Origin of the sequence: Candidatus Chloroploca sp. Khr17 (assembly GCF_004138165.1) — a bacterium.
GTDB lineage: Bacteria > Chloroflexota > Chloroflexia > Chloroflexales > Chloroflexaceae > Chloroploca.
Map to the genome: position 1 here is coordinate 198,002 of NZ_RYFF01000003.1, position 19,945 is coordinate 217,946.

Below are 19,945 nucleotides of genomic sequence, written 5' to 3' on the forward strand. Positions count from 1 at the left end.
ATCTGAGGGAGAAAAAGGCATGATGGCTTTGGGTAGACATCGGCGACGTGCTACAGGCATACGCCTAGTGAGTAGTCTTGGGCTATTACTCGCCCTACTGGTTTCCATCATTGGGTTCGCACCAGCATCGGTTTTTGCGACAACCACGTTCACGCAGTGGACGTTCAATTCGGTACCGCCTGATGGCAGCACAGGAACCGGAACGCTTGACCCGGCAACAGGTGCCGGTACCACTGCCCTCGTCGGCGGCACTAGCGGTGTTTTTGCCAGTGGCACAGCAGGCAATGGTAGCTCTGATCCGGCTGCAACTGATAACTCGGGTTGGAATGTCACTACCTTTGCGGCTCAAGGCACCGGCAACGAGACACGTGGGGTGCAGTTTAATGTAAGTACGGTTGGTCGTCAGAATATTGTTGTGAGCTGGGATCAGCGCCATAGCAATACCGCCTCGCGTTTTGTGCGCTTTCAGTACAGTACCGACGGCACCAACTTTACCAATGTCGAGCCTCTCTTTGAGGCCACCGGGGGCGATACCTGGTTCAACGGGCGTAGCGTGAGTCTGGCCGGGTTGCCTGGCGTCAATAATAATCCCAATTTTGCCTTTCGCATTGTGGCGGCCTTTGCACCTGGAAGCAGTGCCTACGCAGCCTCGAATGCCACCTCAACCTATGGCACAACGGGAACCTGGCGCTTTGATATGGTGACGGTGATCGGTGAGCCCCTGGCGAGCGGGCCAGAAGCCCCGGCGATCACGACGGAACCGCAGAGTCAGAGCATCGCTGATGGCACAACCACCACCCTGACGGTCGCCGCAACTGGCACCGCCCCGCTGAGCTATCAGTGGTACCAGGGCAGTGCACCTGACACAACCAATCCTGTTGGAGACAATAGTCCAACCTTTACCACGCCGATCCTCAATGCAACCACCAGCTATTGGGTGCGCGTGAGCAACGAGGTGGGCAGTGTTGATAGCCAGACGGCAACGCTGACGGTTACGCCACCGACGCCGATCTGCGAACAAGCATTTGTGCCGATCTATGCCATTCAGGGCAACGGCAATAGTGCGGCCGTGACCGGCAGTGTCACCACGCAGGGCATTGTGGTTGGCGATTTCCAGGGACCATCCCCTGCCCTCCGCGGTTTCTATCTGCAAGATCCGGTTGGCGACGGCGACCCGACAACTTCTGATGGCATCTTTGTCTTCAATGGCAATGCTGTCACGGTGCAACTCGGCCAACAGGTACGCATCACCGGCACAGCCGGCGAATTCCAGGAGCAAACGCAGATCAGCTCGGTTGCGAGCATCATTGATTGTGGAATCGCTGCCACCGTCACACCAACTGATGTGATGATGCCCTTCCCCGATGCGGTGAATGGCGTACCCTATCTTGAGCGCTACGAGGGCATGCTGGTACAGTTCCCGCAGCAACTCTTTGCCACCGAATTCTTCCAGCTTGGGCGCTTTGGGCAGATCGTGATGTCGTCGGGGGATCGCTTGCGTCAACCAAGCAATGTGGTTGAACCAGGCGCTGCCACCATTGCGTTGCAGGCCGCCAATAATCTGAATCGCATCATTGTTGACGATAACCTGAACAATCAGAACCCCGATCCGATCCTCTTCGGACGCGGCGGCCAGCCCCTCAGCGCAAGCAATACGCTGCGCGGTGGCGATAGTATCACTGGCATGGTTGGCGTGATGACCTATGGGTGGGCCGGCAATGCGGCAAGCCCGAACAACTACCGCCTGCGCCCCGTGGGTGCGCTCGGTGGGGGCGTCCCTGACTTCCAGCCAACCAATCCGCGCCCAACGGCCCGACCTGAGGTTGGTGGCTCGCTCAAGGTTTCAGCCTTTAATGTGCTCAATTACTTTTTGACGATTGACACGACGGCCAGTTCAACCGTTGGCGACTGCGGTCCGCTGCAGAATGCTGATTGTCGTGGGGCTGATTCGCTGTTGGAGTTCGAGCGCCAGCGCACCAAACTGGTGCAGGCCCTGCTCAAGCTCGATGCCGATATCCTTGGCCTGATCGAGCTCGAGAATACGCCCGGTGTCTCGCCTGAGGGCGATATTGCCGCTGCACTCAACACCGCCCTGGGAGCCAATATCTATCGTTATGTCGATACGGGCATCATCGGCACCGACGCCATTCGGGTCGGCTTGCTCTACAAGCCGACCCGCGTCCAGCTCGTAGGTGACTTTGCGGTGCTTGATGCGGCAGCATTCGTCAATCCTTTCAATGCCGAAACTGACCGCAACCGACCCGCACTTGCCCAGACCTTCCGTGAAATCGCGACAGGCGGCGAAGTGACGGTCGTGGTCAATCACCTCAAGAGCAAGGGTTCGGCCTGTGGTCCCGGCGATGATGATCTGACCGACGGCCAGGGCAACTGCAATGGTACCCGTACCGCCGCTGCGCTCGCCCTGATGGAATGGATCGCGACTGATCCGACCGGCAGCGGCGATACAGATTGGCTCATTATCGGCGATCTGAATGCCTATGCCAAAGAAGATCCGATTGCGGTCATTGAGGAGTTTGGCTTTGTCAATCTGATCGAGCGGTTTGGTGGAGTCAATGCCTACTCATACGTCTTCGATGGACAATGGGGCTACCTCGACCACGCCCTGGCCTCGCCCGGCCTGGCCGAGCAGGTGACAGGCACCGGCGAGTACCATATCAATGCCGACGAACCAAGCGTGCTCGATTACAACGTCGAGTTCAAGAGTCCGAATCATATCGAGAGCCTCTTTGCCCCCGACGAGTTCCGCACCTCTGATCACGACCCGGTGCTGATCGGCTTGAACCTGACGCGGCCCAATAGCGCGCCGGCGCTGTCGGCGCTCGCTACGTACGATACCGGCCTTGGCGACCGTGGGGCCGAGATCATCAGTGTCAGTGGTGATCGGGCGGTACTCTCGAACGCGGGTGATGGTAGCGTTGATCTACTCGATCTCAGTGCGTTGCCTGACCTCAGCCTGATCCAACGGCTACAGTTCCCCGAACTTGCCAACCTGACCTCGGTTGCCATCCACCCGACCAGAGATCTCTTTGTGGCCGTTGCCGGAAACAGCAACCCCCGTTCGGGCCGCGCCTTCGTCTTCCGTCTTTCGGACGGCATGCCGCTGGTGCAATTCATTGTCGGCCTTGATGCCACCTCGCCTGACGGACGCCAGCCTGACTCGGTGGAAATTTCGCCTGACGGACGCTTTGCCGTCATTGCGATCGAAGCCGAGCAGGTCAGCGCAACCGATGATGGTGGCGCAGGTGCGCTCGTGGTGATGGATTTGAGCGCGTTTGACCCGGCCAACCCTGATGCATCGGCACTGACCGTCAGCACAGTTGAGTTCCCCGACATCGCGGGTGTGCCGGGGGTTAGCATCGGTCGTACGCACGGTGACGCGAGCGGCGCAGCGATAACCAATGCGCCTGGCACCATCGAGCCAGAAGGGATCGCGTTTGCGCCCGATAGCCAGACGGTTTTCGTGGCCTTGCAAGAGAACAACGCCATCGCACGGTTGAGTCTGGCTGAGCCGTTGCCCACGATCATGCCGACCGACAACATCTTCGGGTTGGGCCAGGTTGCGTTGCTGACCGACCGCACCAACGACGGCATCTACAACCCGAACGAGCTCCTGGTCGCGTTCCGCGAGCCGGATGGCATCCGTGCGGTAGAAATTGGCGGCACGCTCTATCTGATCACCGCCGACGAAGGCGATACGCGCCCCAACCCACGTGGTGGCCGCACGATCAGCATCTTCAATGCCAGCACCGGGGCCTTCATCACCGATCTGAGCAACCAGTTGGCCGATCTTGCCAACCAATATGGCGTCTACCCGGATAATCGCAGCCCGAATGGTGGCGTCGAGCCCGAAATGCTTGACGTGATCAGGGTGAACGGACGCATCCTGGTCGCTGTTGGCCTTGAGCGGGCCAATGCAATGGCTTTTGTTGACATCACCACGCCGACGGCCCCGCAGGCCTTCGGGTTGGTACGAACAGGCCTGGCCCCTGAAAGCATCAAGCTCATTGAGCGCACGGGGCAACTCTTTGCGCTCAGTGCCAACGAGGTCTCAGGCACCGTGACGATTGCGACGGTTCCGGTGAACGCCCCGAACATCACGCTAGGCTACACCGAAGCCACGCCGCGCAACTTTGGGCTTGGGGCCATTGACCGTGATCGCAGCGACACCCTGACGCTCGATCTGCTGGTGAGCCCGGCCAGTCTCGGCAGCCTCAGCAGCAGCCTCGCCGGGCTAGACGACCTGGGTGGTGGCCTGTATCGGGCAACCGGCAACACCGCCACGCTGAACACGCTGAGCGCGAATCTCATCTTTACGCCAGCACCAGACGCACGAGACACCGCGACCGTCAGCGCCAGCGTGAGCGACGGCATCAACCCGGTGGCAACAGGAACAATCAGCTTCGAGGATCGCACTCCTGACGTCACCCCACCCACGACCACAGCCAGCATAAGTGGTGAAAGCAATCCGCTCTGCCCGAGCGACTGCTTTGCTGGCAGCGCAACCGTGACGCTCAAGGCCGAGGATGATCGTGCTGGGGTGAACACGATCTGGTACCGCATCGGGGAAGCCGACTTCGCACCCTACAATGCCCCGATCGTGCTTACCACCGAGGGCACGAACCGGGTCGAGTTCTTTGCCACCGACAATGCTGGCAATCGCGAAGCGGTGCAAAACATCGTCGTCAAAGTCAGCGACTTCCCTGCCAGGGGCGTCCTCGACAACTTCGACCGAGCCGACGGGAGACTGGGCAACAACTGGCGTGGTGCAACCCAACTCGATCAGTACCGTCTCAATGACGGCCTCGTCAGCGTTGGCAAAGGTGGGTTGCTCATGTGGCGCGCACCGGCCTTCGGGCCTGACCAGGAAGCCTTCATGCGCCTGAGCACGCTCAACCCGACGAGCACGCACTATACACTGGCCTTGAAAGTACGTGGGCAGAGCAGAGCCCTTCTGGTTAGCTACGACGCACCGGGGCAACGCATAAGCGTCGAGGCGCTCGTGCCAGGGCGAGGTTGGCGCAGCGTAGCAAGTTATCCGGTGACCCTCCAACCGGGTGCGCTGCTTGGGGCAAGGGCTTTTGCTGACGGCACAATCGCCGTGTATGCCGACTGCCTGCTGCTTGGCACAGCCGATACACGGACGGTCGCTGGCAATACCTATGTCAGACAGGGTGGTCAGATTGGCGTCTGGTTTATGAACGCCGCAGGGGCCGCCTTCGATGACTTTGGCGGAGGCAACCTGCCCTAAGACAACCAGGAAACTGGTCGTTAACAAAGACGGGCAGCACAACAACCCGCGAGCGCAGAACGAGGCAAAACCTCGTTCTGCGCTCGCGGGCTAGGTACGTTTCATCGCATACGCAATGCCATGCTGCAAACTGCTGCGAGCAACCAACTCACGCAGATCAGCCCCGATATGCACCAGGGTCTGCGCCACCTCAGGGCCAATGCCGGTCAAAACAACCTCGGCCCCGAGCATACGCGCCGCCTGGGCCGCACGGATCATCGCTGCGGCAACCTGGGTATCAACCACGCGCACCCCGGTAATATCGAGAATCGCAAAGGTCGCATTGTGGGCAGCAATCCCTTCAAGCAGCGTCTCCATAATCATCTGTGCCCGCATTTGATCAATGCTGCCAATAATTGGCATCACCACCACCTTATCGGCAATCGGCATCAACGGGGTCGAAAGTTCGCGCAGGGCAGCCTGTTGGGCCTGGATCACTTCTTCCTGCAACGCCCGTCGCTCTTGCTCGGCCTGCAACTGATCAGTCAGATCACGGTTGATCGAAGCAAACCCAATCGGCTCATCGGTCGCATCCCGCAGGATCATCCCCGACACCTGAGCCACAAAAACCTCGCCATTAGCCCGGCAATACCGCACTTCGCCAATCACGGTGCCACAGGTACGCGCGGTCTCGGCGAATAGTGCAAGTTGATCCAGATCTTCGGAAAAAATCAACTCGGTGAGGGGGCGCCCAATCAGGGTCTGCTGATAGCCAAACATCGCTTCAAACGCAGGATTGGCATACGTAATGCGCAGATCCGTATCAGAGAGGGCAATGCCATCTGGTGCATTGTCAACCAGCAACTTGAAGATGCGTAACTGCCCTTCTTGCTCTTTCTGCTCTCGCAGGTCATGGGCAAAACCAACCACCGCATAAGGCTTGCCATCACTATCACGCAGCACGCTGGCCGTCAGCAAAGCCGGGATTGGGGCACCATCTTTATGGCAATAGCGCAATTCACCCTGCCACGAGCCCTCGGCAACACACTGGCGAAAAAGATGCTGGATATAGTCTGGTTCTTCGGCAAAAACCTTGGCGAGCGGCAGGCCCATAAGCTCTTCGAGATCATAGCCAAGAAGACTCGCAAACGCTGGATTGCCATAGTCAACCAGTTCAGTCTCGACTGATGCAACAGCCACTGCCACCGGGGTTGACAGAATAATGTCGCGAAACCGGGTGGTCTTTTTGCGTAACTCCGCTATCTGCGTACGGAGTTGCCGATTCTCTGCTTCGAGCGAGGCAAGACGTTCTTCTAAGGTCGGCATAGGGCAACTTTCTTGATGAAACGCGTCACCTTCATCAAGCTTAAGTATACTCCCTTCTTGCAACATCAGGGTAGGTGCCCTCAGGGCTAATGCAAAGTCATTCTGATCGTTCGCAGATGACGCAGATTATAACTTCCGCATCTGCGTCATCTGGGCCAACTTGGGGGCTTGCCAAAAGCCACCGAGCGCCTGATCTTCTCCTTACGCAACTGGGGCATCCTGCAGGCAACCGCACAGCGCTCGAGCTACGCTCTGCAGCGACACACCGCAACCAGCCCAGCGCTCGAACAATGGATGCTCGAAGCAGCCTTTGCCGCCCATCCCGCGCACGATCTCCCCTTTGCCGACCTCATCCACCTCCCCGAACTCTTGCCCTTCCGCTTTACCCTTACCATTGACGACCTGCGCCGCACTGAACGCTTTGAAGTCCAGCGTCAAGGCATGGGCTGGGACATGGTGCGGCTTAAGGTTGATCCGTATTGACGCAAAGGCAGAAAATGGGTAAGACCTCACAGGTCTTGAAGACCTGTGAGGTCTTAGGCAGTCCGCGCTCCTAGGGGGAGCATGAACACTTGTATCACAAGAGATATTGAAATTATATAAGGATTCATTGGTGAAAATTGCCATGCCAACCGTCTGGATCTTGGGCGATCAGTTGCTCGATCCGCATCCTGCGCTTGTTGCGGCTGCGTCTGTGGCGGGGACGTCGTCCGTACACGTGGTGTTGCTTGAGAGTACCGCTCGCCTCAACCAGCAGCCCTACCAGCGCAAAAAGCTGGTGTTGTTGCTCAGTGCGATGCGTCACTATGTGGCCATGCTGCGGGCGCAAGGGTATGCGGTTGAGTATCTGCACGCCCCCGATTTTCTTAGCGGGTTGCGTGAGCATTGTCAGCGTACGCAGCCGGGCCACCTCTTCACCATGGCCGCCGCCGAATATGCGACCCGTCAGTTCCAACAGACCCTTGCCGATGCGCTCGGTCTCCCCGTGACGATCCTGCCCAATGCGCAGTTCCTCGTCGGCCAGTTCGACCCGTTCCCCGACGCCCCGCCCACACGCACCGTGATGATGGCGACCTTCTACCGTGCCATGCGGCGTCATTTTGCGGTTTTGTTGGAAAAAGATGGCGCCCCTATCGGGCAAAAGTGGAGTTTTGACGCCGAGAATCGCAAGCCTTTGCCACGCGCCCTGACCCCGCCCGAGCCTCTGGTGCACGAGCCTGATGCCCTTACGCAGCAGGTTATGGAAGAGGTCGCCCGGAGGCCCGGTGGCATCGGCGACGTGACCGGTTTCAACCTGGCTGTCACGCATACCGAGGCGGCGCAGTTGCTCGCAACGTTTCTTGCCGAGCGCCTGGCGGACTTTGGCCCGTACGAAGACGCGATGACGATGCGCTCAGCGCTGCTCTACCACTCGGGGCTTTCGCCTTATCTCAACCTGGGCCTGCTCGAACCTATGCACCTCATCCGGGCCGCCGAGCAAGCGTATCACGACGGCAAGGCACCGCTCAATTCAGTGGAAGGCTTTGTGCGGCAGGTGCTCGGTTGGCGCGAGTATATGTACTGGCAATACTGGCGTCAGATGCCCGCGTTGGCGACCAAAAATGCCTGGAACGCCACCCGCACCTTGCCCGCTTGGTTCTGGACGGGCGCAACCGACCTGAACTGCCTGCACCACGCGATCACCCGCGCCTTGCAGACCGGCTACACGCATCACATCGAACGCCTGATGCTGCTGAGCAATCTCTGCTTGCTGGCCGGAGTGCAGCCGCACGAGGTCAACACATGGTTCCTGGCGGCCTACCTTGACGCCTACGACTGGGTGATGGTGCCCAACGTCTTTGGCATGGGCCTCAACGCCGACGGGGGCGGCATCGCCACGAAGCCCTACATCGCCTCGGCCAACTACATCAACAAGATGAGCGACTATTGCGCCAGTTGCCGCTACAACGCCAAACAGCGCACCGGCCCTGACGCCTGCCCGTTCAACCTGCTCTACTGGAATTTCCTGATCACCCATGAAGAAGCCCTGCGCGCCAACCCACGGCTCGGGCCGGCGGTACTGGGCCTCAATCGGCTCACGGCGGAAGAACGAACCGTGATCCAGCAAGAAGCCCGGCTCGTTCTGGAACGGCTCGGCTTTCAGCAGGCAGCGACCTGAGCGTGTCGAGGCCTTCATTCAGGTTTCATTTCATCACCAGCACCGGACATGGCGCACGCTGCGTCAGGGCCAAACTCACACTGCCCAAGATTCGATCGCGCCACGGGTGTTCTCCATGGGCCCCGATCACAAGCAAAGTGGCGCGCCATTGCGCGATCTGTTCAAGGATGGCTTCGGCAGGAGGGCCTTCAAGAACCACCATCTCAACCTCGACGACGCCCAGGGCGCGCAGGCGCTCGCGTGTTCCGTCGACACACGCGGCGGCTTGTTGGCGTCTGGACTGCAAGGCATGATGGAGGTAGGGTTCACTCATCGCAACTGGTGGGGCGGCGGCAACGTTCAATACCAGGACATGCGCGGCATAACAATGCGCTAATGAGGCAACATAGTCGAGCGCTCGCTCACACACTGCCGAACCGTCGGTCGCGAAGGCAATACGTTCAAACATCGTGAACCTCCTCATACGTCTGGCGCAACGCATCCAATCGATGTGGCGAAACGTCTGCCTCTGTACGGCGATCGCTCACCGCATCAGGTGTCGGATGGTTGGTCAAAGCGATTCTGATTCTTCCGGCGTGCCTCGGCTTGGAGGTCGGCGACCCGGTCGGTTTCGTCCACAATTTCACCGGTGAGCACCTCGAGCACATCTTCAAGCGAGACCACACCGGCAAGACCGCCATACTCATCAATGACGACCGAGAGGTGTTGACGTGTCTGGCGGAAGACTTCCAGCAGTTTGTCGGCCCGTATACTGGCGGGCACGAAGTTTGCCGGGCGCATCAGCGCTGCGACGGCCTGCTGTTCATGCCCGGCTAACAACGCCGCGAGCAGTTCACTCCGTAACGCGATGCCACGCACTTCGTCAATGGAATCACCGATGACGACCAGCCGCGAATGTTCAGCACTGAGCATAGTCGCGCGTGCCGCCGCGAGCGTATCATCGGCGTGGAGATAGGTGATACTGACCCGCGGCGTCATAATATGCCCGGCGACCGTATCGTTGAGGCGGAAGACGCGCTCGATCATCTCTGACTCGTCATGCTCGATGACCCCTTCCTGTTGACCGATCCGCGCCAGCAGGCGAATTTCGGCTTCATTGGTCGTGGGGGCCCGATTCGTTGTGACAATCGGGGCAACGATGCGTTCGATGAGCCAGACAATCGGCGTAAAGAGGATCGTCAAGAACTGGACAGGCCTGGCCACAATTGGCGCGATCGTCGCGGCATAACGCTCGCCAAGCGTCTTTGGGATAATCTCACTAAAAATGATCACGGCGAGCGTGAGTGAAGTTGAAAAGACGCCAATCCACTGACTGCCAAAGACTTCAGTCGCCAGGTTACCGATCACCAGGCTCCCGCCGATATTCGCGACATTGTTCAGCACCACAATCGTGCTGATCGGACGCGCCATGTTTTCGCGGATGTGCAGCAAGGCCTTCGCTGAGGCCCCACCGCCTTCGGCGAGTTGGCGTACCCGCACCATGCTGACCGAGAAGAGGGCCGCTTCGGCCCCAGAACAAACGGCTGAGACACTTAACGTCAGGAAGATGATGAAAAAGAGTAAACTCATATGTTTTATAAGCGCTGTAGCGCTACGAAAATACGATGCTTCGAGCCACTGTTTATGAGCGGTGATACCTAGCGCTTATGTTGCGGAGCATCGGTCTGATCTGCGCACGCATACGTTGAATATGTCGATACGCAAACTGTGCGGCCCGCCCAAGCAGTCCAGGACGTTGGCCCAAGCGACGCAGGGACAACCGCAACAAGACCCAACTCCGGCGGATCAGATGATGCCGCCGCCCAACGAGCAACACCCCAAGGACGAAGAACGGGATGCCTGGCCCAGGGAGGATCATGCCCAGGAGGCCGATGATGATCAACAGCCAACCTACGATCTGACGAAGCACCAACCAGGCATGGTAAAGGTTGAAGGTAAACAACCGATGGGCCAAAATGAGCAAGATAGCAGCGAGCAAGCTGCTTAATACGACAAGAGTAGCATCAAAAAGCGGATCCGAAAAAATATATACGATATCAAGTTCAGCCAGCATCCAGAGACTCTCCATGCTTTATATGATACCAGCAAAAGCTTGCACCGTGATGAAGATAGCAGTCCTAGACAATTTGTATCTGAGGAGTGTCGGCTAATGGTTTTACAGGAAATGTAACGTACGGTTTCTTGCTATGATACGCCCCTGGGTGCGCGGGCGGGCCGCCCACGCACCCAGGGGTCGCAGAAAACGTAGGTTACATACTAAAAGGTATTGCCCCTACGTGTGCTTGCTCAACAAGATGCGGTCAATGCGCCGCCCGTCCATATCGACGACCTCGAACCGCCAGCGATCCCACTCCACATGATCGCCTGTGGTGGGAATATGGCCGAGCAATGTGATGACCAGGCCAGCGAGCGTATCATAACGATAGATTGTTTCGTCTGGCAGTTCGTCCACCTCCAAGAGGGCTTTCAGATCATCCGTGGGCAGACGCCCATCAATGAGCCATGAACCATCCTCGCGACTCACAATGAATTCGGGTTCAGGTTCATCAAATTCATCTTCAATGTTGCCCACAATCTCTTCGAGCACATCTTCCAGCGTGACCAGGCCTTCCACTCCCCCTTCTTCGCCAACGACAATCGCCATATGCCGCTGCTGTTTCCGAAACGTCGCCAGGAGCTGGGCGGCCAGACTATGTTCGGCGACATAGAGGGGCGGGCTGATGACGCTCCGCACCAGCGCAGCTTCGCCTTCGCGGTGATAGAGCATCAGCAAATCACGGACATGAACGATACCAATGATCTGGTCAGGCGTATCCTGATAGATCGGAAAGCGCGAGTAGCCATCCTCCAGCACCTGAGGCATGATCTGACCCAGGGTTGCCTCAGCCTCGATCATAACGATGTCGCGCCGCGGGGTCATAATCTGACGCACTTGCTGATCGCTAAACTCGAAAATACTCTCAATAAGTTGCTGCTCGTGCAATGTGACCTCGCCTCCAGAGGCACCTTCACGAACCAGAGCCTGGATATCTTCTTCCGTCACCTGCGCCGGGAGGGTTTTATCGAGACCGAGGAGGCGCAGCACGAGTTGGGTGGAGAAGGCAAGCAGGCTGACTACCGGGCTACTCAACCGGGCAATGAAGGTCATTGGGGTGGCAATCAGCATGGCATACTGCTCAGCCTTGAGCAACGCAAGCCGCTTGGGCACCAGTTCGCCAAAAACCAGGGTGAAGAAGGTGATCACCACAACCACAATGCCGAACGCGAGTTGGGTCGCATACGGCCCAACCACAGGCAGGCTGCTTAGCGACGGCGACAGACGAGCGGCAATGCTGGCACCGCCAAACGCGCCGGTGAGAATACCAATTAGGGTAATGCCAACCTGGACAGCGGAGAGAAAGCGATTGGGATCGTCTTGTAAGCGGAGAGCCGCCGCCGCACCGGCACTTCCATCAGCCGCGTGCTGCTCTAACCGTCCCCGTTTTGCTCCCAGGATGGCCAGTTCTGTTCCTGCAAAGATCCCATTGGCTAAAATCAACACCAAAATGATAGTAATTTCAATGGTCATATTGATTGTGTTACCTTCTCGTGTGTTATGCTGATCATATCTGGAGCACATGCCACCGGCGTATTGGTTGACACCCATTCAAGCCAAAGGCAATGGAAGCAATTATAGCAGTTCTGCTTGGCTAGACCCAATACCTTGCAAAGAAGCACGAGAAGAGACCTCACAGGTCTTGATGATGGCGTCCCAATGCGGACGAGCAGACCTGTGAGGTCTTCTTTGCAGGTATTGTGGCCAGACCAGACCTCACAAGTCTCGAAGACCTGTGAGGTCTCAGGCGGGTTTTGCTGCTTAGGAGCGCGAACCGATGGGGCACCAGTTCATTTCACCCTGACCGACCAGTGCCCCAATAGCGCTACGTTTGCGACCCTAATCACTCATCAAGCAACGCAACTTCATCGGGGTCACCAGTGAGGCTCAGGAAGATATCTTCGAGACTAGCGTCGCCGCCGGCGCGCAGTTGATCGAGGGTGCCCGAGGCAATGATGGCCCCTTTGTTGATGATAAAGACCCGGTCGCACATGCGCTCGGCGATCTCAAGGATATGCGTTGACATGAAGACAGCGGTGCCCTGGGCCGCGACCTCACGCAGGAGATCCTTGATCAACCGGGCGCTGCGCGGATCGAGGCCAACGGTTGGTTCGTCGAGAAAAAAGGCGCGTGGCTGGTGCAGCAGTGCCCCGGTGAGCGCGGCCTTCTGGCGCATACCGTGGCTATAGCCGCCGAGCAATTCATTGCCACGGTCGGTCAACCCAAAGAGGCGCAACAGATGCTCGCCGCGGTCACGGGCGATCTTTGGGTCAAGACGGTAGAGCCCGCCCATAAACTGGATATATTCGCGGGCGGTGAGCTTTTCGGGTAAAAAGGGCTGATCAGGCACATAGCCAAGCAGCGCCTTGGCGCGCAAAGGGGCTTTTTGCAGATCAAACCCGCCGATGCGGGCCACCCCAGTACTTGGGCGCAGCAAGCCGATCAACATCTTGATCGTCGTCGTCTTGCCCGCCCCGTTTGGCCCCAGAAAGCCCACAATCTCACCAGGATAGATGCTGAGATCGACGTTCTGGACCGCGACGGTATCACCAAAGCGTTTTTGCAGGCCCACGGCCTCAATGATTGGTTCGTTCATAGGATTATACTCGCTGCGTGGCGGCTTCGCCGCCACGCAGCGAGATGAGGGCAGGGCGATTGCATCTTCCGTGCATGCACCCCACCAGGGCACCCGCAAGGGGTGCCCCTACAGGGCCGGGGGCCGCCGTTTGCGCTGCTGGTTGCATGCACATGCTGCCACATAGAGCGTATTTTTATCCGGTTTCGTATGATGCGATCGCCCTAGAGATGAGGGCAAGGGTTTCACTAGGCAGCACGCCGGAGGCATTGTAGCATGAGTTGGGGCACAGGTGGCGTTGGTGGCGGCGGGGCAGTGCTACAATCAGGCTATGCGAATTCAGCTTCTGGGTGGGTGTCGGGTGACATGGCAGGGAGAGCCGCTGGTGTTGCCACGACGACGGGTGCGTGCATTGTTGTACCGGTTGGCGGCGCAGCTTCAGCCGCTGCCGCGTGATCGGCTGGCCTTTCTCTTCTGGCCTGATGCGCCCGATCACATGGCACGACGCCATATGACGCGCTTGCTTTCGAGTCTGCGTGCGGCATTGCCGACACCACGCCTGGTGCTGGTTGATGAGGAGATGGTGGCCCTCGCTGCCGCGCTGGTTGAGGTTGATTGCCATGCGTTTGTGCGTGGCACGGCTGCCCCCGATCTGGCTGGCCTCGCTGAGGCGCTGGCGCTCTATCGGGGTCCGTTTATGGATGGCTTTGCGTTGCCTGATGCGCCTGAATATGAGCTGTGGCAGGCGGCGACGGCCCGCGAGTTTCACGCACGTTACCTCGGTGGACTCGAAGTGGCAACTGAGCGCGCCGTTGCCCTGGGCGATCTGACGGCAGCGATCCAGTTTACCCAACGGTATCTCGCAGGCGATGAACTCGCTGAACCAATGCACCGTCGGTTGATCGAGCTCTTTATGGCTGTCGGCGATCGGGCGGCTGCATGGCGGCAGTTTGAGCTGTGCTGCCGGGTGCTCGAACGTGAGTTGGGCGTTGGGCCGTTGCCGTCAACGCGTGCGGTGTTGCAACCAGGAGCACAACGATCACGCCTTGACGCGCCGCCTGACGGCGTTTCGTTGCCCCCAACGCAGACACTGTCGGGGCAACAAAGCCTATTTGATACAGTGTCAATTGTGCCAATTTTACCTTCACTGGAGGTGCCGCTGGTTGGGCGCACTGAGGAGCTTGGGCGTTTGCAGGTAGCCTATGCGCGTTTTATGATGGAGCAGCCGCAACGGGGCGGCTTCATGCTCATCAGCGGTGAGTCGGGGATGGGCAAGTCGCGCCTGATGCGTGACTATGTGGCGCGTCAAGCGGGGCTTGTGCTGACGGGCATCTGCCATATTGATGGGCAGCATATGCCGTATGCCGTGTTGATCCAGATGTTGCGTCAGACGTTGCATACGCCGGCGTTGTGGCAGACAGTTCCGGCCCACTGGCGCAGCGAGTTGCTGCCGTTGCTACCCGAGTTGCGCCAGCACTTCCCCGATCTCCCACTGCCGATCGGGGTCGCGACGGCCTTTGCGCAACAGCACCTCTATACGGCGCTGACCGAGGTGCTGGGCACATTTGCGGCCCAACAACCGCTGCTACTCTGCTTCGATGATCTGCCGTTTGCCGATGAAGCGACGCTGGGATGGTTGCGCTCGCTGGTGACCAATTGGGGCGCTACCCCGCTGGTTGTGGTGGCGACGGCCACCACGGTAACGCCTAGACTTGACCAGTTGCGCAAGCGGCTACGGCGTGCCGGGCGGCTGGCCGAGGTCGACGTTGGGCCGTTGGACATCACGGCAACCCAGCAGTTGCTTGGCTCGCTCTCACCGCCGCCACCCGTTGCACTGGTGCCCCAGATCCATCAGGAGACCGGGGGCAATCCCTTCTTTATGCTCGAAATCGTGCGCGCACTGCAAGAGCGCACGCAACCACATCCCTCTCCAGCCACGCTCCCACTCCCTGTAACGGTGCGCGAGGCGATCCTGGCGCGGATCAGCCACCTGAGCGACTTGGCCCGTGAGGTGCTGGAAGCGGCGGTGATCCTCGACCCTCACCTCGATGAGCGCCTGCTCGCAACGGTGGCGGCGCGGTCAGCGGCGGCGATCGGTGAAGGCCTCGAAGAACTGACGACACACCAGGTGCTTGGGATACACACCGCAGACGCAACCGTAGCGCGGCTCGCCTTTGCGCACCCGTTGCTGCGCAGCGCCGTGCTCGAGCAGCTCTCGCCGTGGCGACGGATGGTCTTGCATCGGCGGGCTGGGCAAGCCTTCGCCCAGGCATACCCGGATCAGCCAGCGCTCGTGGCGCCTCACTTTGCCAAAGCGGGGCTTGGGGAGGCGGCGCTCAGCGCCTATCAGCAGGCAGCCGCGCAAGCCTCGGCGCTCTATGCCTATGGGGTTGCCCTAACAAATCTTGAGGCTGCGTGCGGACTGCTCCCCCAGATCAAACAACCGACAACCCGGCACCTGACCCTGCTACGCCAACGCCTCGCGCTCCACCGCACCCTGTTGCACCTTGAGGCCTGGGCCAGCGACGCTGCGCAGGTGCTGGCGATGGCGCACGAGCTTGGTGAGTCAGGGGCGCAACTTGAGGCGCTTGAGGCGCAGATGAGCCTGGCGGTGTTGCAAGGGCGGGCCGCAGAGGTTGACGTGACCGCGACCGAAGCGCTGGCGCTGGCGACGGCGACCGGCGATCAGGTCGCGGCAGCGCGCCTTCACCAGACGCTCGGGTGGCACCTGGCCGATGCGTTGGGGCGTTCGCGGGAAGGCCTGACGCATCTCCAGACGGCGTGTCGGCTGGCCGAGGCAGCTGAGGCGACATCGGTGCTCTATCAGGCGCTGTGTCATTGCGCCTTTGCCCAGCGCGCCGAAGGCCAGTGCAACGAGGCGCTTGCCAGTGCGCAGCGGGCGCTCGCGTTGACCCCGTACCAGCCACATTGCCCGCCGCACCCGGCGTGGGCCGACGCTCTGCGCGAGCTTGGTGAAGCGAACGCCTACCTTGCGCATTGGGAAGCGGCGCGTAGCTACCTGCGCCCCCTGCTACCCTTGTATCGCACCCTGGATGACCCCTGGGCGTATGGGGCCTTACTCTACAACTACGGCCTCTACAGCAGCAACATGGGGCAACACAGCGACGCAATCGCCGCCATGCGCCAACTCGTCGTCTTGAGTGAACGCGTCGGCCTACCGGCAGACTCTGCGTATGGCATCTGGCACCGTGCCGGACTTGCGCGGGTACTGATCGCGGCAGGCGAACATGATGAAGCCGACGCAGTGTTGCGGCACCTGCACCCGACTGATTTGACCTCGGGACGGCCGTATCTCGCCTGGGCACGAGCGTGGGCGGAATACGACCTGGCGACCACTGCAACAAGCGACACCCTGGCAAGATTGATGCCAGCCATCGCCTGGTGGCGCGAGCATGCAAGCCCACACGATGCCGACATCCTCATCTTGCTTGCGCAGGTCGCCCTGGCGACGGGGGATCGCACCCTGGCCGAGGCAGCGCTGAACGAAGCAACAGCGCACCTGGCGAAAACCGACCTTGAGCGCTACAGCCTGCGCCTCCTCATCGTACAGTACCAGATCTCCGGCACGCTGCACGACCGCGACGCAGCCCGGCAAGCCCTACAGCGCCAGGCCGCACGGTTCACCGACAGCGCCTTGCGGGAAGCCTTTGTGCGTGAGGTGGCCTTGAGAACACTTATCAGGTCGGCGCATTGACGATTGATGCAGTCCATTTTGTGCCACAATCTCGCCCACGCTTGTTTTTTGTAGCGGTGAAGCATGCTGTGCAAATCCCGAGCCATCTGATGCACCCGTCACCACAACCTTCCTGGCACAATCAAGCGCTCATGAAAGCCTATGCTGATTTACCTCTTTTTTTGAAACATAATTGGACATGGTGGAATGTACCTGCGGCACCTGTTGGGCGACAATCATTGCTTGATCTGATCGATACTGAATCGACAGAGATAGAATGGCACAGCGAAGCCGAAACAATGCGCCTCTTATCCATGATGTCTCCGCAAAATCTCGCGAAAGTTCGGCAAGCTCAATTCATGCAAGACTTACAGATTGGCACGATTTACAAACGCACACGAACCCAGGATGGAAAAAACCCAGCGCGCAGAAGTTCGCTTTGATGGGATTAGTGGCTGCCTGAGAACACCTGCCGGTGGGTCAAGCAGGCAAACACTCCTCATTGTAGAAGGTGAACGTATTCGCTCACGCTTACTCTCGGTACGTGAGGCGGCCCGACTCATGGGTTTGCCTGACTCTTACACTTTGCCTGCTAGCTACAATGAAGGCTATCACGTCATGGGTGACGCAGTCGTTGTTCCGGTCGTCTCCTGGCTTGAAAGGCACCTCTTACGGCCTCTTGCAGAAGTTGTGGAAGTCCAGATTGAAGCACAAATGGATAAAAACGATGTCATCCGCAGAACGCTGTATGTTCGGGAGGGGTTCAGTTCAAAGCATCAAAGTGGACAAAGCTGAGAAGAGCAACCTAAGGCAGATGGGGACGGGCAGGGCACGGGCAAGCCGTGTCCCTACGGCGGGGCACGGCGGTGGGGGCACGGCGGTGGGGGCACGGCGGCGCCGTGCCCGTACAGTTGCAATTCTGTGGCATAATTCACCTAAGGCGTGTGCATTGGTGCCTGCCTGATGCTTTCTTGTCTAGCCCGATGGGGTGCCGTGTGAACAACGATCTGTTACATGTTCCTTATGCTGCTCGCCGGGTGCCGTTGATCGCGGGGAATGGCGTTGTGGCGACGAGCCATCCGCTGGCGTCGCAGGCTGGCCTTGCGATGTTGCAGGCCGGGGGGACGGCGGTTGATGCGGCGCTCGCCGCTGCGGCGTGTTTGACGGTCCTTGAGCCAACCTCGAATGGGCTTGGGGGCGATGGCTTTGCGCTGATCTGGGATGGGGCTAAACTGCACGGGATCAATGGGTCGGGGCGGGCGCCGGCTGCGTTGAGTGTGGAGGCGCTTGGGCGTGCGGGACACGGTACGATGCCGACCTTTGGCTGGTTGCCGGTGACGGTGCCCGGGGTGGTGCAGCTCTGGGGGGATATGCATAGCCGCTTTGGGGCGCTGCCGCTGGCCCAGGTGTTGGGTCCAGCGCTTGCCTATGCCGAACAGGGCGCACCGGTGGCCGCAATGGTGAGCCATTTCTGGGCGAAGGGGGTCGCTGCGGCGCACGACCGTGTGAGCCCTGAGTTTGCCGGTTTTCTCAAGACGTTTGCCCTCGATGGTCGTGCGCCACGGGCCGGTGAGCGTTTCCGTAGCCTTGGGCACGCACGGACGTTGCGGATGCTCGCTGAGGTTGGGCCGCGTGCCTTCTACGAGGGTGAGATCGCTGAGGCGATCGCGCGCTTCAGTCAGGCAACCGGTGGTCTGCTGACGGCAGATGATCTCGCGGCGCATCGTTCCGAGTGGGTTGAACCGCTTACGATGGAGTATGGTGGTTATACGGTGGCCGAGATTCCGCCGAATGGGCAGGGCATCGCGGCGTTGCTGGCGCTCGGTATCCTTGATGGCGTCGATCTGGCGCGCCATCCGCGTGACTCGGCGGCGAGCTTCCATCTGCAGATCGAGGCGATGAAGCTGGCCTTTGCTGATATTTTTGCGTATGTTGGCGATCCGGCGATGGCCGAGGTGCCGGTAGCGGCGATGCTTGACCGTGAACGCCTGGCTGCACGGCGCAGCCTGATTGGTGACCAGGCCCAAGATTTTGGCCCCGGTGAATTGCCACAAGGTGGTACAGTCTATTTTTGTGCTGCCGACCGCGAAGGGCGGATGGTCAGCATGATCCAGTCAACCTATATGGGCTTTGGTTCGGGGGTGGTAGTGCCCGATTGGGGCATTGCGCTGCATAATCGTGGCTGTGGTTTTGTCACGACCCCTGGGCATCCCAATATGCTCGTGCCCGGCAAACGCCCCTTCCACACGATCATTCCCGGTTTTCTGCTGAAAGATGGGCAGGGCATCGGGCCGTTTGGCGTCATGGGTGCCCATATGCAGCCGCAAGGCCATGCCCAGGTGATCGTCAACAGCCTCACCTATGGGATGCATCCCCAGGCAGCCCTTGATGCACCGCGCTGGCGCTGGGAACGGGATGGCAGCGTGCGCGTTGAGCTTGAGACACCCCGCCATGTTATCGAGGGGTTGATGGCCCGTGGGCATCAGGTGATCGCGGAAGCCGAAGTCGGTGGCTTTGGGCGTGGTCAGATTATCTGGCGGCGCGACTCGGGCGAGTATGTGGCCGGCACTGAAACACGCTGCGATGGGGTCGCCGTCGGTTGGTAAGGGGCTGTGACGTAAGCTTGCTAATATTTTGTCACCCTGAGCGAAGCGAAGGGTCTTAGGCGTCCAGACGGCAAAGATGCTTCGCTGCGCTCAGCATGACAAGGCGGTGAGCCTGGCAGAAAAAGTACGTTACATACTAGGACAAGGGACCACTTTACAGTTCGAAGGCATGCATCGCTTCCCGATGCGCTTGGCTATTTCCTATTTGCTATCTTCTAAATCCTTGTCTAGTAAGTCAATGTG

At 59.4% G+C, this 19,945-nt stretch carries 13 protein-coding genes; 7 read left to right on the forward strand and 6 right to left on the reverse strand.

Translation table 11 applies throughout. The annotated features are described in order from the left end of the window. Positions 1–67 precede the first annotated feature (67 nt). On the forward strand, positions 68–5,269 hold the full coding sequence (locus tag EKD05_RS26265) for an ExeM/NucH family extracellular endonuclease (protein WP_205703853.1): 5,202 nt from the start codon (positions 68–70) through the stop codon (positions 5,267–5,269). A 90-nt stretch (positions 5,270–5,359) separates the two neighbouring features. Here EKD05_RS26265 and EKD05_RS03315 read toward each other — a convergent pair whose 3' ends face one another. Beyond that, positions 5,360–6,574: a PAS domain S-box protein gene (locus EKD05_RS03315; protein ID WP_165360560.1), complete on the reverse strand. Its 1,215-nt coding sequence runs from the start codon at positions 6,572–6,574 to the stop codon at positions 5,360–5,362. Positions 6,575–6,742: 168 nt separating this feature from the next. Here EKD05_RS03315 and EKD05_RS03320 point away from each other — a divergent pair, with 168 nt between their 5' ends. Then, a complete protein-coding gene (locus tag EKD05_RS03320) occupies positions 6,743–7,057 on the forward strand; it encodes a hypothetical protein (protein WP_129670884.1) in 315 nt (104 codons plus the stop codon). 130 nt (positions 7,058–7,187) lie between these two features. Then, a complete protein-coding gene (locus EKD05_RS03325; RefSeq protein WP_165360561.1) occupies positions 7,188–8,732 on the forward strand; it encodes a cryptochrome/photolyase family protein in 1,545 nt (514 codons plus the stop codon). 25 nt (positions 8,733–8,757) lie between these two features. Here EKD05_RS03325 and EKD05_RS03330 read toward each other — a convergent pair whose 3' ends face one another. The 5 genes from EKD05_RS03330 to EKD05_RS03350 all read right to left on the reverse strand — a co-directional run bounded on the left by EKD05_RS03330 (position 8,758) and on the right by EKD05_RS03350 (position 13,423). Continuing rightward, on the reverse strand, positions 8,758–9,180 hold the full coding sequence (locus EKD05_RS03330) for a universal stress protein (RefSeq protein ID WP_165360562.1): 423 nt from the start codon (positions 9,178–9,180) through the stop codon (positions 8,758–8,760). An 83-nt stretch (positions 9,181–9,263) separates the two neighbouring features. Continuing rightward, a complete protein-coding gene (locus EKD05_RS03335; protein ID WP_129670886.1) occupies positions 9,264–10,301 on the reverse strand; it encodes a hemolysin family protein in 1,038 nt (345 codons plus the stop codon). 52 nt (positions 10,302–10,353) lie between these two features. Further along, positions 10,354–10,800, reverse strand: coding sequence for a hypothetical protein (locus tag EKD05_RS03340; protein WP_129670887.1), 447 nt, complete (start codon positions 10,798–10,800; stop codon positions 10,354–10,356). 204 nt (positions 10,801–11,004) lie between these two features. Then, on the reverse strand, positions 11,005–12,300 hold the full coding sequence (locus tag EKD05_RS03345) for a hemolysin family protein (RefSeq protein WP_129670888.1): 1,296 nt from the start codon (positions 12,298–12,300) through the stop codon (positions 11,005–11,007). Positions 12,301–12,670: 370 nt separating this feature from the next. After that, positions 12,671–13,423 carry an ABC transporter ATP-binding protein gene (locus EKD05_RS03350; RefSeq protein WP_129670889.1) on the reverse strand — a complete coding sequence of 251 codons (753 nt, stop codon included), beginning with the start codon at positions 13,421–13,423 and terminating at the stop codon, positions 12,671–12,673. 310 nt (positions 13,424–13,733) lie between these two features. Between EKD05_RS03350 and EKD05_RS03355 the strand changes: the two genes are divergently transcribed. From EKD05_RS03355 to EKD05_RS03365, 4 genes are all read left to right on the forward strand, one after another. Beyond that, positions 13,734–17,117 (forward strand): AAA family ATPase, encoded by a 3,384-nt coding sequence (locus EKD05_RS03355; protein WP_129670890.1) that lies wholly within the window; start codon positions 13,734–13,736, stop codon positions 17,115–17,117. After that, complete coding sequence (locus EKD05_RS26630; RefSeq protein ID WP_240695610.1) at positions 17,114–17,539, forward strand: hypothetical protein; 426 nt, start codon at positions 17,114–17,116, stop codon at positions 17,537–17,539. Before EKD05_RS03355 ends, EKD05_RS26630 begins: the two co-directional genes overlap by 4 nt. After that, entirely contained in the window at positions 17,505–17,891 is a 387-nt protein-coding gene (locus EKD05_RS26635; protein ID WP_240695611.1) for a DNA cytosine methyltransferase, read from the forward strand. The genes EKD05_RS26630 and EKD05_RS26635 overlap by 35 nt, the downstream gene beginning before the upstream one ends. 188 nt (positions 17,892–18,079) lie before the next feature. Next, complete coding sequence (locus EKD05_RS03365; protein WP_205703857.1) at positions 18,080–19,702, forward strand: gamma-glutamyltransferase family protein; 1,623 nt, start codon at positions 18,080–18,082, stop codon at positions 19,700–19,702. The last annotated feature ends 243 nt before the right edge of the window (positions 19,703–19,945 follow it).

Bases quoted from the DNA above. Each gene is read 5' to 3' on its own strand.
- EKD05_RS03345 (WP_129670888.1), bottom strand. From the start codon at position 12,300: ATGACCATTGAAATTACTATCATTTTGGTGTTGATTTTAGCCAATGGG.
- EKD05_RS03340 (WP_129670887.1), bottom strand. From the start codon at position 10,800: ATGGAGAGTCTCTGGATGCTGGCTGAACTTGATATCGTATATATTTTT.
- EKD05_RS03335 (WP_129670886.1), bottom strand. From the start codon at position 10,301: ATGAGTTTACTCTTTTTCATCATCTTCCTGACGTTAAGTGTCTCAGCC.
- EKD05_RS26635 (WP_240695611.1), top strand. From the start codon at position 17,505: ATGGAAAAAACCCAGCGCGCAGAAGTTCGCTTTGATGGGATTAGTGGC.
- EKD05_RS03315 (WP_165360560.1), bottom strand. From the start codon at position 6,574: ATGCCGACCTTAGAAGAACGTCTTGCCTCGCTCGAAGCAGAGAATCGG.
- EKD05_RS03350 (WP_129670889.1), bottom strand. From the start codon at position 13,423: ATGAACGAACCAATCATTGAGGCCGTGGGCCTGCAAAAACGCTTTGGT.
- EKD05_RS03330 (WP_165360562.1), bottom strand. From the start codon at position 9,180: ATGTTTGAACGTATTGCCTTCGCGACCGACGGTTCGGCAGTGTGTGAG.
- EKD05_RS03365 (WP_205703857.1), top strand. From the start codon at position 18,080: ATGGGGTGCCGTGTGAACAACGATCTGTTACATGTTCCTTATGCTGCT.
- EKD05_RS03355 (WP_129670890.1), top strand. From the start codon at position 13,734: ATGCGAATTCAGCTTCTGGGTGGGTGTCGGGTGACATGGCAGGGAGAG.